The organism is Limnoglobus sp., from assembly GCF_059499385.1.
The window spans coordinates 1,945-16,747 of the sequence record NZ_JCABYM010000075.1; the positions used below are offsets into that span (position 1 = coordinate 1,945).

15 protein-coding genes and 1 riboswitch are annotated in these 14,803 nt (G+C 68.8%); all 15 genes read right to left on the reverse strand.

Translation table 11 applies throughout. The features are described from left to right. Positions 1-104: 104 nt before the first annotated feature. Entirely contained in the window at positions 105-1,850 is a 1,746-nt protein-coding gene (locus tag AC5JJ2_RS13785; protein ID WP_495858577.1) for a sigma-70 family RNA polymerase sigma factor, read from the reverse strand. A gap of 437 nt (positions 1,851-2,287) precedes the next feature. Then, positions 2,288-3,427, reverse strand: a complete 1,140-nt coding sequence (locus AC5JJ2_RS13790) for an aminotransferase class V-fold PLP-dependent enzyme (RefSeq protein WP_495858578.1) — start codon at positions 3,425-3,427, stop codon at positions 2,288-2,290. Continuing rightward, entirely contained in the window at positions 3,424-4,038 is a 615-nt protein-coding gene (locus tag AC5JJ2_RS13795) for a Uma2 family endonuclease (protein ID WP_495858579.1), read from the reverse strand. The genes AC5JJ2_RS13790 and AC5JJ2_RS13795 overlap by 4 nt, the downstream gene beginning before the upstream one ends. Then, on the reverse strand, positions 4,035-4,628 hold the full coding sequence (locus AC5JJ2_RS13800; protein ID WP_495858580.1) for a Uma2 family endonuclease: 594 nt from the start codon (positions 4,626-4,628) through the stop codon (positions 4,035-4,037). Before AC5JJ2_RS13800 ends, AC5JJ2_RS13795 begins: the two co-directional genes overlap by 4 nt. Positions 4,629-4,676: 48 nt before the next feature. Then, positions 4,677-5,726, reverse strand: a complete 1,050-nt coding sequence (locus AC5JJ2_RS13805) for a ThiF family adenylyltransferase (protein ID WP_495858581.1) — start codon at positions 5,724-5,726, stop codon at positions 4,677-4,679. Between the two features lie 81 nt (positions 5,727-5,807). Then, positions 5,808-6,122, reverse strand: a complete 315-nt coding sequence (locus AC5JJ2_RS13810) for a hypothetical protein (protein WP_495858582.1) — start codon at positions 6,120-6,122, stop codon at positions 5,808-5,810. Then, positions 6,122-7,072 (reverse strand): RpnC/YadD family protein, encoded by a 951-nt coding sequence (locus AC5JJ2_RS13815; protein WP_495858583.1) that lies wholly within the window; start codon positions 7,070-7,072, stop codon positions 6,122-6,124. Before AC5JJ2_RS13815 ends, AC5JJ2_RS13810 begins: the two co-directional genes overlap by 1 nt. Continuing rightward, positions 7,065-7,349: a MoaD/ThiS family protein gene (locus AC5JJ2_RS13820; protein WP_495858584.1), complete on the reverse strand. Its 285-nt coding sequence runs from the start codon at positions 7,347-7,349 to the stop codon at positions 7,065-7,067. Before AC5JJ2_RS13820 ends, AC5JJ2_RS13815 begins: the two co-directional genes overlap by 8 nt. 69 nt (positions 7,350-7,418) lie before the next feature. Then, on the reverse strand, positions 7,419-8,363 hold the full coding sequence (locus AC5JJ2_RS13825) for a hypothetical protein (protein WP_495858585.1): 945 nt from the start codon (positions 8,361-8,363) through the stop codon (positions 7,419-7,421). Between the two features lie 120 nt (positions 8,364-8,483). Further along, complete coding sequence (thrC, locus tag AC5JJ2_RS13830) at positions 8,484-9,743, reverse strand: threonine synthase (protein WP_495858586.1); 1,260 nt, start codon at positions 9,741-9,743, stop codon at positions 8,484-8,486. A 204-nt stretch (positions 9,744-9,947) separates the two neighbouring features. After that, positions 9,948-10,077, reverse strand: a riboswitch (SAM riboswitch). Positions 10,078-10,359: 282 nt separating this feature from the next. After that, a complete protein-coding gene (locus AC5JJ2_RS13835; RefSeq protein ID WP_495858587.1) occupies positions 10,360-11,040 on the reverse strand; it encodes an FHA domain-containing protein in 681 nt (226 codons plus the stop codon). Positions 11,041-11,379: 339 nt separating this feature from the next. Beyond that, positions 11,380-12,792, reverse strand: coding sequence for a BBP7 family outer membrane beta-barrel protein (locus AC5JJ2_RS13840; protein WP_495858588.1), 1,413 nt, complete (start codon positions 12,790-12,792; stop codon positions 11,380-11,382). 509 nt (positions 12,793-13,301) lie between these two features. Continuing rightward, the gene (locus tag AC5JJ2_RS13845; protein ID WP_495858589.1) at positions 13,302-13,781 is read right to left on the reverse strand and encodes a hypothetical protein; all 480 of its coding nucleotides are present in this window, start codon (positions 13,779-13,781) and stop codon (positions 13,302-13,304) included. Beyond that, on the reverse strand, positions 13,778-14,353 hold the full coding sequence (locus tag AC5JJ2_RS13850) for a class I SAM-dependent methyltransferase (protein WP_495858590.1): 576 nt from the start codon (positions 14,351-14,353) through the stop codon (positions 13,778-13,780). The genes AC5JJ2_RS13845 and AC5JJ2_RS13850 overlap by 4 nt, the downstream gene beginning before the upstream one ends. Further along, on the reverse strand, positions 14,350-14,748 hold the full coding sequence (locus tag AC5JJ2_RS13855; protein WP_495858591.1) for an OsmC family protein: 399 nt from the start codon (positions 14,746-14,748) through the stop codon (positions 14,350-14,352). Before AC5JJ2_RS13855 ends, AC5JJ2_RS13850 begins: the two co-directional genes overlap by 4 nt. Positions 14,749-14,803 lie beyond the last annotated feature (55 nt).

A 14,803-nucleotide genomic window follows, 5' to 3' on the forward strand; every position in this document is an offset into this window, starting at 1 on the left:
CACCCCCCCCCCCCCCCCCCCGACGCTCGCCAATGATAAGGCAACCTCGTCCCCGCGGGTGGGAGGTGGTCGGCCTCGGCTCGGCCGACCTACGGGGTCGTCGCCTACGGCTTGACCGCCCGCTCCAACCGCTTCCGCTCGACGAGCGCCTTTTCGTGCGCTGCCTCGTCTAATTGCTTGACCCGCTCCTCCACCGCATTCTTGCCTTTCGCCGTCGCCTTCACGAGTAGGGAGCCGCTCCCCTCGTCGGCGATGACGGCCGTGACCTCGCCGCTAAACTCGTCGATCGCGATGAGCTCCTTCAGCACCTTCGCGACGTTCGCGGCCGAGGAATACTCCGGCTTGATCGTGTGTAGGGTGTAGGCGTTGACCTTCGGCGCGGAGTCCTTCGAGGCTCCGGTGCCAGTCAAAGCGGGGAGTGAGCTGGTGGTGTTCCGGCTCCCGCCGGTGGCGACGGGGAAAGGGGCCGCACCGCCGCCCCCCGCCGGGGTCAGGGAGTTCTGTCCGGCCGCCGGGGCCGGGCCGCCGGAACTGCCGGGAATGGTAGTTGGATTAAACCCGCCGCTGCCGTACCCGCCCGGCCCGCCGGGGGTCGTCGCCGGGGCTATACCACCGACCCCGCCGGGCCCGCCCATCCCCGGCCCTCCGGGGCCAGTGCTCGTCACGGCGGCCGCTTTCGGCCGCTTGAAGATCGCCAGATGGTGGGCAAAATTCTGACCGACTCCTATTCCCTGCCCAATGGTGACGAGTTCCCAGCCGTCTTTGCCTTCGTCGATAATCGTCTGTTTGCAATTGTCTAGACGGGTATTTGACAGGTCAACGAACTTGTACTCCCACGGCTGGCTGATCGGTCCGCGGGCCACCCCGCCGCCATAACTGCCCGACTGCCCGGCCGTGGCCGGGGCGATGGCCGCCGGGGCCGCCGGGGCGCCGGTGACGGCGGCCGGGTCCACGGCGGCCGGCCGCGGCGTCCGCGGGGCCGGGGGCGGAGCACCGGGCGCGGCCGACTGCGCGTCGGCGTTCGAGAACAGGCTCGCGCCGATGCCGGTGATGAGGCCGCCGGCGACCAGCACGGCCGCCGCCAGCAGTTTGACCTTCGTGAGCGTCATGTCCGCCACCCCTTGAGAAAGTTGAACCAGCGCCGCCGGGACCGTGCCCGCGTTCGCCGCGAAACTCATGACCGAATCGAAGAGCTGAACCGGGACGACGGCGGACCCGGTGGACGTGCCGAGGCCGACGGCCGCGACCGCGGCGGCCGGCGCGAGGCCGCGGGCCGTCAGCCGGTCGAGCAACCGCTGCTTCGCCTTCGACAGCCGCCCGGTCAGCGTGCCGGGCTTCCACCCGAGCTGCGCCGCCGCGTCCGGCTGCCGCACGCCTTCCAGGCAGCAGACGACGAACGCCACCCGCTCGCCGTCCGGCAGCCGGGCGACCTCCTCGTGGACGGCGGCCAGCGCCTCGTCCCATCGGGAGTCGGCGACCGGCGCGTCGGCCTCGCCGGCGGCGGCCTTCTTCTCGCGAAGGGTCCGCCGGGCGGCCCCGCGCTTGAGTTTGCTCGCCACCCGCACGGCGACGCCGTGCAGCCACGCGCCCAGCGCCTCCGGCCGCCGGACGCTCCCCGCCCCGCGGACGAGCGCCAGGAACGTCGCCTGGAAGGCGTCGTCCGCGTCGGTCGCGTTGGCGAGCAGGTTCCGGCAGACGCTCCAGACCATCGGCCCGTGCCGCCGCACGACGAGCGCGAACGCCGCCTCGTCCCGCGTCGCGGCGAAGCGGGCGAGCAGGTCCGCGTCGCCGGCCGGGTCGGTCGCGGCGGCGGTGATCGTGCGGCAAATGGCGCTCAGGCGGGAACCCACGACGGACGGCCTCCGGGTCACTCTTCTTGAGTATGTCCCCGCGCCGGGCGGATTCCTACGAAGTGACGGAAAGAAAAGTGGCTGCCGAGGAGTTGTTAGGTCGGGTCGAGGCTTTGCGAGGCCCGACACACGACATCCGAAGGGTCGAAGACCGAAGCCACGGCTCCCCGACTTTCTTCACCCCGAAGGGGTGGGACATGTCAGCCCAGGGCAACGCCCTGGATACGCTCCCACCCCCCGCAACAAGCCCTGAAAGAGCGGAAGAGTGTTCCGCCCTTTCAGGGCTTGCCCCGGTGCTTGTCCGACCCAGGGCGTTGCCCTGGGCTGACATGTCTCAGGCTTTCAGCCTGAAAGCCATGCCCGCGGGCCAGGTTGCGGAACGGTTGCGGTCTCCTGTCGGGCCTCGTCGCAAAGCCTCCTCGACCCGACCTACAAGACTACACCGCCGTGATTTCCTTCAGGGCGTTCGCCAGCATGTCGATATCCTCGGCCGTGCTGAACGGGCCGGGGCTGACGCGGACCAGGCCGTCCGGGAAGCTGCCGACGGCCCGGTGGACGTACGGGGCGCAGTGCAGCCCCGGCCGGATGGCGATGTCGAACGCCTGGTCGAGGATGCCGCCGATCTCCGGGGCCGGCAGCGCGTCCGTGTAGAAGCTCACCGTGCCGACCTTCCGCGAACGGTCCCGGTGGCCGACGAACGTGAACCCGGCCCCTTCGAGCTGCTGGTAGAGCCGGTCGCACAGCTCGACCTCGTGCGCCCGCAGCTTCTCCGGCGTTTCCTTCTCGACGAAGTCCAGCCCGGCGGTCATGCCGACGACGCCGAGGACGTTCGGCGTGCCGCCTTCGAGGTAGTACGGGAACTCCTTCGGCTGCGTCGGCGAGGACGAGTCGCCGCCGGTCCCGCCTTCCCGCCAGGGCTTGAGCGTCACCCGCGGGGCGACGTACAGCGCGCCGGTCCCGGTCGGCCCGAACAGGCACTTGTGGCCGGGGAACGCGAGCAGGTCGATGGCGAGCGCCTGCACGTCGATCGGCACGACGCCGATCGTCTGGGCCGCGTCCACGAGGAACAGTACGTCCCGCTCGCGGCAGATGCGGCCGACCTCCGCGACCGGCTGCACCGTGCCCAGGACGTTCGAGGCGTGCGTCAGCGCGACGAGCCGCGTCTTCGTCGTGATCGCGTTTTGAATCGCGTCCGGATCGATGGTGCCGCCGCCGTCGGACGCGACGCGGGTGAGGGTGATGAACCCGCCCTCGGCCATCGCGACGAGCGGCCGCGAGACGCTGTTGTGTTCGAGGTCGGTCGTGACGACGTGGTCGCCGGCCGCGAGGACGCCCTTGAACGCCATGTTCAGCGCGTCGGTGCAGTTGAGGGTGAAGACGAACCGCTCGGGGCCTTTGCCGTTGACGAACCGGTTGAGCCGGTGGCGGCCGTCGTCGAGGGCGTGCTCGGCGGCGAGGGCCATCTTGTGCCCGGCCCGGCCGGGGTTGGCGAGGGTGGTGCGGGCGAACCGGTCCATGGCGACGTAGACGGATTCCGGCTTCGGGAAGCTGGTGGCGGCGTTGTCGAGGTAGATCACGGGAGAATCTCGGAGACGGGGATCGCGCCGACGGCCTTCTTGCCGACGACGACGGGCACGGCCTGGCCGGGGGCGAACGTGTCGTGCCCGCGGTAGCCCGGCGACCGGCCGCCGCGGGGCTGGGTGTACACCTCGACGACCCGCTCGCGGAGGTTCACCACCCAATAGATCGGGATGCGAGCGGCGGCATAACTCTCCAACTTCTCGCCCCGATCTTCGTCGAGCGACGTGTCGGCGACTTCGACGATCAGCAGCACCTCGCGGGGGGTAGGCTGAACCTCGTCGTACCGGTCATCCGGTCCGAGTACGACGGCCAAGTCCGGTTCCGGCTCGCTGTCCTGATTCGGGATCGAGATCGGCTTCTGGGTCCGCAACAGGAATTCGTCCGGGAGCAACTTCCAGAACCGCTTTTCGAGTTTCGACGCCGTGCTAGCGTGGGGCGTGTTCTGGGGCATCTTGTACTTGATGACTCCGTTCAACAGCTCATACGGGTCGCCCGGCTTCAGTACGCCCACTTCGATGAGCGTGTGGTACTCGGCGAGCGTGAACCGGCGGACGAAGAAGTTCGTACGCGTCGGCGCGAGTGTGGGCAGCCCCAGGTCGATGCTCACGGGAGAATCTCGTTGACGGGGATCGAACCGACGGCCTTCTTGCCGACGACGACGGGCACGGCCTGGCCGGGGGTGTAGTCGGTGCGGACGCGGTATTTCCATGTCCGGCCGGGGCGCGGCTGCCTGTAAACTTCGACGGCTCGGTCGCGAAGGTTTACGATCCAATACACCGGCACTCGAGCCTCGGCGTACAGTCGTAGCTTCGGACCGCGTTCGGTTTCGAGTGATCGTTCGGCCACCTCGACGACCAGCATGGGTACGACCGACCCGCTTGTTTCACATGCGATGTCCGGGTACAAGGCACTGTCGAGCAGCGTGACCGGCTTCCGAGACGCGATGGCGAACCTCGGCGGTACGAGCGGACGAAGCAAGCCCATCAACTGCCATCGGACGCTATCGTGCGGGGGTTTCGGAGTCGTGTTGTCGGTGATGATCCCCCGGATCAACTCGTTCCGCCCGTTCGCCTTCAACAGCCCGTCTTCCATCAACAGACGGAATTGCGCGAGCGAAAACCGATAGACTCGCGATTCCAGGTCGGCCGGAATCGGTCGTGGTCGTATTCGGCGGGGTACGGGCGTCGTCGCGGTCATTTCTTTCCCTCAACACCAATCTACCCGACGATCCGCCCCGCGCGATGCTCAATGCCCGATGTACTTCGCGTACAGCGTCCTCGCGCGGTCGCTGTCGTCGGTCCCCTTGATGATCGCCCGGCCGTCCGGGAAGACGGTGAACTCGTACCCCTCGCCGCCGTCGGTCACGGCGAACTTCAGCAGGAACTTGTTCGCCGTCACCGGGCCGCTCGCCCGCAGCTGGTTCGCCAGCGTCGGGAAGTCGAGCCGCGTCCCGGCCCGCTGCGTCACCTGCACCGCGTTCCGGCCGCAGAGCGAAGTCGTCTGCGTCCCCTGCTCGCCCTCCAGCCAGTCGAACTGCTTGAGCGCGCAGCACGGGCACTTCCCCTTCCGGCCGGCCAGTGGGGCGATCTTCACCCGCTTGTACGTGTTCTCCCACAGGTTCAGCATCACCAGCTCGCGGTTGATCGTCTCCTTCTTGCCGGCGAGCAGCTTGAGCGCCTCGGCCGCCTGCATGTTCGCGATCACGCCGACGGCCGGGCCGAGCACGCCGGCCGTCTCGCACGTCCCGACCTCGCCGGGGCCGGGGCTGGCCTCGAACACGCACCGCAGGCACGGCGTCTCGCCCGGCACGATCGTCATCGTCATCCCTTCCGTGCCGACCGCCCCGCCGTACACCCACGGCTTGTTCAGCTTCACGGCCACGTCGTTGATCGTGTACCGGACCTCGAAGTTGTCCGTGCCGTCCAGGATGAGGTCGGCGTCCCGGCACAACTCCTCGATGTTCGTCCGGTTGATGTCCGCGACGACGGCCTCCAGTTTCACCCCGGAGTTGATCTGCCGCATCTTCGTGACGGCCGCCTCCGCCTTCGGCATGTTGTTCGTCACGTCGGCCTCGTCGAAGAGCACCTGCCGCTGGAGGTTGCTCGGCTCGACGAAGTCGCGGTCGATGACGCGGATGAACCCGACGCCGGCCCGGACGAGGGCGTTCGCGAGGACGGTCCCGAGCGCCCCGACGCCGCAGAGGGTGACGCGGGAATTGAGGATGCGCTCCTGCCCGGCCTTGCCGATGCCGGGGACGCGCATTTGCCGGGAGTAGCGGTCGAACGTGGTGTCCATGATGATCCTTAGAACCCAGAGCGGAAGCGCCGGGGTGGTGTTCGACACCCCGGCGCTTCCGCTCTGGGTTCCAACCGGGTGTTACTCGATACCGTTGTCTTTCAGGAACTCTTGCAGGAACCGGACCTGCTGCTTGGGCCACTTCTCGGCCTTCGCGAACGCGGCGAGCGTTTCGAGGTCTTCCTTCACCCGCCGCAGGTCCGGGCCGGTCAGCCGCTGGAGGTACGTGACGACGTAGTGCATCGCCTCCTCGGCGACGGCCCCGTTCAGCACCGCCTCCTCGGACCCTTCGAGGAAGACGTAGGCGTGCAGCACCGCGAGCAACAGCGGGTGGACGCCGAGCTGCGGCGGGATGAGCGGGAACACGGCCGCGCCGTCGGGGGCTTCGTCCGGCATCACGGGGCCTCGGCGGGAAGGCGGGCGGCGATGGCCGCGAGGTCGGCGGTGACGGCCAGGCGGTGGAGGTCCGATAGGGCGGTCAGGTCCCTGATCGTTCGTACCCGCGGCATCAGGGCAACCCCTTCGGCACCGAAGCGAACGTCGAGGATCGATTCGATGGCTTCGAGTTTGCCCTTCTCCGCGCCGCGGTCCATCCACAACTGTTCGGTCGGACTGACGAACGGCATCTTTCGGTCCTCCTCGAATCGGGTGTGGTCGGCGACGAACGCCGCCTGCCGCGGCGGCGAGAGCGCCATGATCCAGTCGATCACCCGGAACAACCGCCTCACCCGCTCGCGGCCGAAGCCGCGGTCGTATAGCCCGCGGGCGACCGTTCGCTTCCACTCGGACCGGGCGTCCGGCCGGCCGCGGGTTTCCAACGTCTTCAGGTGGGCCACCGTCACCGCGGCGAACGGGTTCGCGTCCGCCGCCAAGTCGTCCTCCCGGCCCGTCCATTCTAACAGCTTCGCCGTGAGGAACCGGAACCGGACCTCGCACCCCAACTGCCCCTCGACGAACTCCGTCGGCCGCCATCCGGGCTGCTCGTCGCCGAGGACCGCGACGCTGACCGGCATCCGGCCGTAGTAATCCCGCAGCCGGTGGTTGTACGTGTACATCCGCTCGGCGAACGCCGCCTGCGGCTGGTTCTGTACCTCGACGTGGACCAGGACCCACCGTTCCGAGCCGTCTAGTAGCCAGACGCGCACGAGCTTATCCACCGTTCCGCGGCCGGCCTCGGACCCGCGGGCGAGTTTCTCCAGTTCCTTGTCCAGGAACTCGTGCCCGCGCGACCAATCCACGGCCGCGTGGACGGGGGCGAAGAAGAACCGCAGGAAGTCCTCGAAGAACTCGCCGATGGCTTCCTTCCACGGCCCGTCGAACTCGCACTCCGGCTCCGGCTCAGCCACCGGCCACCGCGGGGATGAGCGCGACGACCGCGCCGTCGGCCAGCGGCGTGTCCATCTCGTCGAGGTACCGGATGTCCTCCTCGCCGACGAACACGTTCACGAACGGCCGGATCACGCCCTTGTCGAACAGCTTCGGCCCGAGGCCGGGGTGCTGCCGCACGAGGTCGTCGAGCGCCGCCTGCACCGTGCCGCCGGCGACGGTCACTTCCGCCTGGCCGTCGGACTGGTCCCGCATCGGGGTGGGAATTTGAACCTTGATCGCCATGATGGATGCCATATAGCCGCCGGCACGCCGGCGGGGTTTGGAAGAACCGCCGGCAAGCCGGCGGCTATATAGAACACGCGGTCACTTCCCGAAGTCCTTCGGCCGGGCGACGGTCATCGTCACCGTGCTGCCGTCCACCTTGAACTTCGACGTCTTCGCCATCGCCTCGATCACCTTCACCAGCGGCGCGGCCTCCGGCGGCAGCTGCGTGCCGAGCTGCTGCTTCACCTGCGGCAGCGCCAGGGACAACAGCGCGACCGCCCCTTGCAGCGTCTCCTTCACCGTCTCCGCGCCCTCGGCGCTGTCCGCCCGGAACACGCCCTTGAGCAGCGTCTCCTCGGCGAGGTTCACGGTCAGCGTCGCGGCCTCGAGCTTCTTCGCCGCCGCCCAGAACTGCTCGGCCGCCGGCGGGATTTCCTTGTCGAGCTTGTCGCCGAACTTCTCCTTGAGCGCCGCCATCAGCGGCTTCATCGCGACCACCGCGACCACGTCGTGGGCCAGGTCGGCCTTGCCGAACTCGGTCGCCAGGTCGCCGCCCTTCGCGCCGGCCTCGATCACCGCGGCCACCGCCGACTCCGCGCCGAACAGGGCCGTCTTCGCGTCCAGCGTCGTGCCGACCATGTCCTCGCGGGCGATCTTGCCCTTGCCCTTGACCCCCTTCTTGCCGGCGACCGTCGCCTCGGCGTCGCCATCGACGATCTTCGGCAGGTCGGCGGCGATGCCGTCCTTGCCGGTGACGACGAACGCCGGCAGCACCACGTCCTGGGCCTTCGCGTTCATCGACAGCAAGAGCGTGCCGCGGGTGAAGCTGTCGATGTCGAGCTGCTTCTCCTCCTTCGCCTTCGCCACGGCCTTCTCGACCGGCACGCCGAGGGCGACGAGGTTCTTCTTGAGCTTCACGGCATCGACCGTCACCGCGAGCGGGAACGTGGCCGGGATGTGCCCGGCCTCGACCGGCTTGTCCGCGGCCCCGGCCAGCGGGGCGAACACCAGGGCCGCGACCGCGGCGAACACGAGACGACGCATGGGATGGTCCTTGAAAAGAGTTGGCCACGAGGAACAGGGAAATCACAGATCAGAACCAAATCATGATTCCATTTCTGATCTGTTTTCATCCGCGTTCGTCTGTGGCCGTTATAGTCCGATTTACACCAGCACCGGTTCCGCGAGGCCGGAGAGTTGCTCGAACGCCGGGAGCGTCGGCTTGATGACGGCCGGCGGGTCGAGCACGTCGAACACCGCGTCCTGCGTCTTCAGGCCGTTGCCGGTCACGCACAGGACGATCTCCTCGTCCCGCGGGAGGCGGCCGGCCGCGATCAGCTTGCGGGCCACGGCCACGGTCGTGCCGCCGGCCGTCTCGCCGAAGATGCCCTCGGTTTGCGCGAGCAGCCGCATGCCGTCGATGATCTCGTCGTCGGTCACGTCCTCGGCCCACCCGCCGGTCTCGCGGACGAGCTTCGCCGCGAAGATGCCGTCGGCCGGGTCGCCGATGGCGAGGGACTTGCAAATCGTCGTCGGCTTCCGCACCGGCTTGTGCTTCTCCCGGCCGGTCTTCACCGCGTCGCTGATCGGGTTGCAGCCGGTCGCCTGCGCGCCGTACATCTTCGTCGTGACGGGCGTGTCCACGAGGCCGGTCGCGTAAAGCTCGTTGAACGCCTTGTGAATCTTGCCGATGAGCGCGCCCCCGGCCATCGGGCAGACGACGTGCTGCGGGAACCGCCAGCCGAGGTCCTGGGCGATCTCGAACCCCATCGTCTTCGACCCTTCGGCGTAGAACGGCCGGAGGTTGACGTTCACGAACCCCCACCCGTACTTGAGCGCGATCTGCGTGCAGAGGCGGTTCACCTCGTCGTAGGTGCCGAGGCAGCCGATGACCTTCGCGCCGTACACGGCCGTGCCGAGAATCTTCGTCCGCTCCAGGTCGGCGGGAACGAGGATGAACGTCTCCAACCCGGCGCTTGCGGCCTGCGCCGCGACGCTGTTCGCGAGGTTGCCGGTGCTGGCGCAGCCCACCGTCGTCATGCCGAACTCGAGCGCCTTGCTGAGCGCGACGGAAACGACGCGGTCCTTGAACGAGAGCGTCGGGAAGTTGACGGCGTCGTTCTTCACCCACAGCTTCTTGACGCCGAGGGCCTCCGCGAGCCGGTCGGCCTTCACCAGCGGCGTCGCGCCGACGTTGCGGCCGACGATCGGCTGGTCCGGGCCGATGGGCAGGAACTCCTGGAACCGCCACATCGTCGCCGGCCGGCTCTCGAGCGTCGCCCGGCTGACCTGGGCCTTGATCTTCTCGTAGTCGTAGGTCACTTCAAGGGGGCCGAAGTCGTCGACGCAGAAGTTGATGGCCGATTCCGGGTAGAGCTTGCCGCAGACGCGGCACTTCATTCCGAGCGCGAATGGCGAAGGCACGAGGACACCCCTGTTGAGATAGTAGTAGGCACACTCGGTGTGCCGTCCGCGGAATCGAGTCTTCGAGATTCCGCGAGAGCCTTTGGCGAGAGGTAGCAAACGGCACACGGAGTGTGCCTACTACTCTGGGTGAGTCTTCTTCCAGGGAGGTTCCACTTGCGGTGAGATAAGATGACGCGGACGGGCGGATCGCCCTTTCGCGGTATCTTATCTTCCCCGGCGGGTAGCCGAGTAGGAGTTAGCACCAGCGTTCGCCGGGCGGTCTGGCGACCGCCCGGCGAACCGGTTGCTGTGGCGTCTTCGGGCCTAGCCCCTCAGCCACTCTGGATAAGATACTCACCGTTTTTATCGAGCCGTGTCGAGACACGGTTAGGAAGAGAATACGGCCGGGCGAAGCGGAAGGCAACAGCGCGGCGGGGAAATTGCGGCGCCCGGAAACGCGAATCGGGCGGCGGCCCCTCGCGGAACCACCGCCCGACGTTGTTTCGATCCCTGGGACCGCGGGCGTCCCGCCCGCCGCGGCTCCAGCCGGTTAAGGCTGGTCCCCGAAACCGACAAGGTGGGCGGGCGGGACGCCCGCGGTCCCAGGCCGACCCCATTGGCCTTGTGTGGCCGCTTACCGCGACTCCGGCTCGGCGATCATCCGCACGTACCGGGCCAGCATCATCTGCACGGCCTGGACCGTCTGCCACTCGTTGAACCCGAGCTTCACCTCCGTGCCGTCGTCGTTCGACTCGATGTTCTCGACGGCCGAGGTCAGCCCCTGGTGCAGGTAGTCGAGCATCTCCGCGAGCCGGGCCGACTGCGCGCCGGTCAGCTTCTGCGGCAGCGGCGGGATGTCCTCGTCGCGGGCGCTCCACTCGCCCGGCGTCTTGTCCGTCCGCTGGGTCAGTTCCATCAGGTTCTTTCCGCCCATCGACTTCGCCAGCTCGTCCAGCCGCAGCGTGGCCGCGCTCCCGGCGGCCGGCAGCCCGGCGTGCGACCCGCGGCGGGCCGCGATCTCTTCCATCGTGCCGAACAGCAACATCGACCGGCCGACGGACACCTGGTCGCCGGGCCGCAGCCGGCGGATCTGCACGGTCGTCCCGTTGACCCGCGTGCCGTTCGTGCTGTCGAGGTCGGTGATGATGATGTCGCCGTCTTCGTACTGAACCTTCGCGTGATACCGGCTGATCCGCTCGTCGTTGAGGCGGAGGCCGTTGCCTTCCTCCCGGCCGATCGTACACGGGATCGGCAGGTCGCGGAAGACGCGGCCCTTGTCAACACCTTCGAGGACGAGAAAGGTGACGGTTCTCATGCGGGTTCCTACTCTGTCGAGCCGGGCGAAGGGGGTCGGCGGCAAAGGAAGCGGCCCCGCTTGCTGCTCTAGGTATAGCACCTACCAGGCCGGGGAAGAGGTTTCAGGCGCTGATTTGGTAAATGCTACTCCTGCATTATTTCGTCCATTCAGCTACCGAGTCAACTTTATCTTCAAACAAAAATCAGCCACTACCCCGCCGGGCGAACGGGGGCGGTTCTCGTGAGGGGAAGAACCCCGACCCGCGTTCGCCTCCGGAAGTCGAATCGGCCCCGCCGGTCCGCCAACGAAAAACGCCCCGGCTCTCGCCGGGGCGCTCTCGCGTTTCATTACGTTCGGTTAGTACCGGAACAACATGCTGAACGTCACCCCTTGCGCCCAGTACTCGTCCTGGGCCAGCGACTGCGGCTGGAACGCCGCCGTGCCGCCGGACCCGAAGTTCTGGCTCGTCGGGATGATCGACGGGTTGATCCGGTTGCTGATGACGTTGCCCGGCCGGAGCACCCGGTTGATGTACAGGTAGTTGTACCCGATGCTCGTCGAGAACCACGAGGTCCAGTTGTACCCGATGCTCGTGCCGACCTCCGGGATGATGGCGAACTCGTCGTTCCGGTAGCGGCCCATGTTCTGGGCGTTCGCGTACAGCCCGCCGACGGCCTGGGCGAACAGCCCCCGCTGGAGGTCGAGCAGGTCCGACCGGCCGTCCACGTCCAGCACCTGGTTCATGACGCCGGCCGCGATCTTGCCGGAGAACCCGAAGTTCCACTTCCCGTGCGACGAGTTCGCGTTCACCCCGACCTGGCCGCCGTAGAACCGGTTGAACACGTTGAAGCTGTCCGTCACGGACACGATGGCCGGGTTGAAGATGGCCGCCCCGTTGAACAGCGGCGCGCCGTTGCCGAGGATCGTGGACTGGGACGCGAACCGCAGGTCCTCGTGCAGCTCGAAGAACCGGAACCCGAGCGTGCCGTCCACGGTGATCCGGCGGGCGTCGTCCGGGCAGCTGCGGAACAGGTTGACCAGCAGGCTGGCCTCCGCGCCGTACATCTCGTTGATGCTCGACACCACGATGCTGCCGCTGGCCAGCCCCTGCTGGGCGACGGTCAGGACGGCCGGGCCGCCGGTCGTGGCGTCCACGAACGGCCGGGCCAGGACCGGGATGCCGTTGGCGTCCGACGCGGCGAAGAACGTGTTCGACTTCCGCTCGAACAGCATCCCGCCGATGTCGATGCCGACCCGCCGGTCGTTATCGCAGAAGTACCCGCCGTTGATGTGGAACCCGGCGAACACGTTGTACCCGAGGTCCGACCGGCTGTGCAGCAGCGTGGTCGTCGGCGCGCCGGCGAGGCCGGCGTCCTGCGGGGCGCTGGTGCTGACGTACGGGATGTTCGTCGGCTGCGCCTTGACGAACCAGAGCAGGAGGCGGCTGTTCAGGTAAATTTTGCTGGCCGCGGGCGCGGTGCCGGCGAAGGCGTCGTCCCACTGCGGCTGGCCGTGGATGCCCGGCGGCAGCGCCGGCCCCATGGCGGCCGGATCGACCGGGCCGCCGGGGAACGGGCCGTACCCGCCGAACCCGCCGACCGGCGGGGGCACGATCTCGTTGACGCTCGCGCCGCTGGCCGGCAGCAGGCCGGGCATGGCCATCGGGCCGATCGCCGTGGGCGGCGGGACCGTGGCTTGTGGCGGTTGAGCGAACGCGGCCCCGGCCCCCACCGCCAGCGCCGCGATTGTTCCCAGCACACGTTTCCGCATGGCACGCTCCTGATCTGCCCACCCGAGGCGGGTCCCGGCGGTCGTCGCGGCGGCGGCCGGCTCCCCCCCGGAACCGGCCCCGCCGCTCGCGCCTCGTGGTCTGCACCGGCGGCCCAACACCGACCGCCGCCGCGCGAACGGATTGCTTCTCTAGGCGGAATCATCGGCACGACCGGCCGCGGAACATGAGTCCGGTTCGGCAAACTTTGCGCGCCCGGCACAACCGGCGGGCCGACCCGAATTGCCGGGCTTGCCCCGTCAGATGGCGTTGGTCATATAACGGTGGGCTTGCCCACCGTGCGGGTTCGAGTCCGCGAGAACCCGCACCGCGGAGCCTCCCGCGGGGAACTAACTGCGATGGGAGAAACGTCCCCGCGGGAGGTACGCCTTCGCACGCGCGGAAAGGTGATTGCGTGGGAAGGAACGTCCCCGAGGTGCGAACGCCCACGCGGTTTCTCGAAGACTCGAAACCGCCCCCCGGCAAGCCGGGGGCTATATGACGGCCGTGTTTACGCGGGTGGTGTCAGCACGCGGATGCACTGCCGCCGGAACCCGACGTACCCGACGCCGATGGCGAGGACGCAGTACGCCGCGATGAGGGTCGTGGACGCCCCCTTCTCCAGCATCTTCGGCGTGTCGAGGAGCCGGTCGCCGGTGGCCCACGCGATAGCGAGGTACGAGCCGTTGGCCAGCAGGCAGAAGTGCGCCACGAACCACGCCCACGGCCGCCGGGCGATCCCCGCGAAGGCGAGCGGGACGGCCACGCCGAGCAGCGGGCCGCACCAGAGGGTGACGAGCGGCCGCGGGTCCGGGTCGAACGTGCTGTACGGCAGTTCCCACGGCCACAGGTGGGCCTCGCGGAGCGTGCCGCCGCCCGCCCAGCCGCCGACGACGTGCCCCGACTCGTGCGTGAACGTCATCGCGCACCACGACAGGGCCAGCAGGAGGCCGAAGCGGACGAACCGGTTTCGGAACAAGCTACGGATCATGACGGCCGCCGCATCACCAGGCCCCAGTGCCACGAGCAGCAGCACAGCGACTCGTACCGCACGAATTCCAGCCCGGCAGCCTCGCCCCACGCCCGGCACCGCCCGGCCGACGGGCGGATCGGCATCGACGGGCCGCGGGGCGTCGGCACGTCCGTCCGCCAGTGGACGATCCCCGCCGTCCCGCCGGGGGCCAGCGCCCGCCGCGCCTCCCGCAGCAGCCCGACCGGGTCTTCGAGGTGCAGGATGTTGAACAGCATCGCGTACCCGGCCCCGCCGTCCGGCACGCCGCACCCGGCGGCCGCGAAGTCCCGGACCTCGGCCGTCACGTTCGTCAGCCCGGCGGCCGCGGCCTTCGCCGCGGTCGCGGCCACCAACGCCGGCTCGATGTCCAGCGCGAGCACCCGGCCCGCGACCCGCTTCGCCGCCGGCAGGGTGAACGTGCCGTACCCGCACCCGAACTCGACCACGTCCCCGCCCGCCCCGCCGCAGTCCAACTTCGCGACCATGCACGCCGGGTTGAAGAACGTGTCCCAGTACGACTCGTCCGGCATCCCGCTCTCGCGTCCCTTCATCCCGTCCCCTCCGCAGGTGGCAACGGTTGGACGGCGACCGCCCCGGTCAAGGTTCGCGCGACCGGGCACTTCCCCGCCGCCTCGCGCACTTGCGCCGCCTGCTCGGCCGTCAGCGGCCCGTCGAATTCGAGCCGGTAGCCGAGGGTGGCGCGGCCGGGCACGGACCGGTCGATGCGAACCTCGCACCTGGCGGCGTGCAGCGGGAACCCGTGCTCGGCGGCGGCCATTCGCGCGGTCATGGCCAGGCACGTCGCGAGCGCCGCCTCGAGCAGTTCGTGCGGCCCGAACCCGTCGCCCGCCCCGCCCTTCGCGACCGGCACGTCGGCGACGGCGGCGTGCGGCCCGTTCGTGAACGCCGTCCGGTACGGCGGATCGAGACTGGAAGCGCGGATCATGGCGGCCCTCCACGTGACCGGGTTGGTGTACGCCGGCCCGCGGCGCGGCCCTGGA

Coding starts and splice junctions, on each gene's coding strand:
- AC5JJ2_RS13800 (WP_495858580.1), bottom strand. CDS start 4,628: ATGACCGCGACGACGCCCGTACCCCGCCGAATACGACCACGACCGATT.
- AC5JJ2_RS13825 (WP_495858585.1), bottom strand. CDS start 8,363: ATGCGTCGTCTCGTGTTCGCCGCGGTCGCGGCCCTGGTGTTCGCCCCG.
- AC5JJ2_RS13845 (WP_495858589.1), bottom strand. CDS start 13,781: ATGATCCGTAGCTTGTTCCGAAACCGGTTCGTCCGCTTCGGCCTCCTG.
- AC5JJ2_RS13835 (WP_495858587.1), bottom strand. CDS start 11,040: ATGAGAACCGTCACCTTTCTCGTCCTCGAAGGTGTTGACAAGGGCCGC.
- AC5JJ2_RS13855 (WP_495858591.1), bottom strand. CDS start 14,748: ATGATCCGCGCTTCCAGTCTCGATCCGCCGTACCGGACGGCGTTCACG.
- AC5JJ2_RS13840 (WP_495858588.1), bottom strand. CDS start 12,792: ATGCGGAAACGTGTGCTGGGAACAATCGCGGCGCTGGCGGTGGGGGCC.
- AC5JJ2_RS13820 (WP_495858584.1), bottom strand. CDS start 7,349: ATGGCATCCATCATGGCGATCAAGGTTCAAATTCCCACCCCGATGCGG.
- AC5JJ2_RS13850 (WP_495858590.1), bottom strand. CDS start 14,353: ATGAAGGGACGCGAGAGCGGGATGCCGGACGAGTCGTACTGGGACACG.
- AC5JJ2_RS13810 (WP_495858582.1), bottom strand. CDS start 6,122: ATGCCGGACGAAGCCCCCGACGGCGCGGCCGTGTTCCCGCTCATCCCG.
- AC5JJ2_RS13805 (WP_495858581.1), bottom strand. CDS start 5,726: ATGGACACCACGTTCGACCGCTACTCCCGGCAAATGCGCGTCCCCGGC.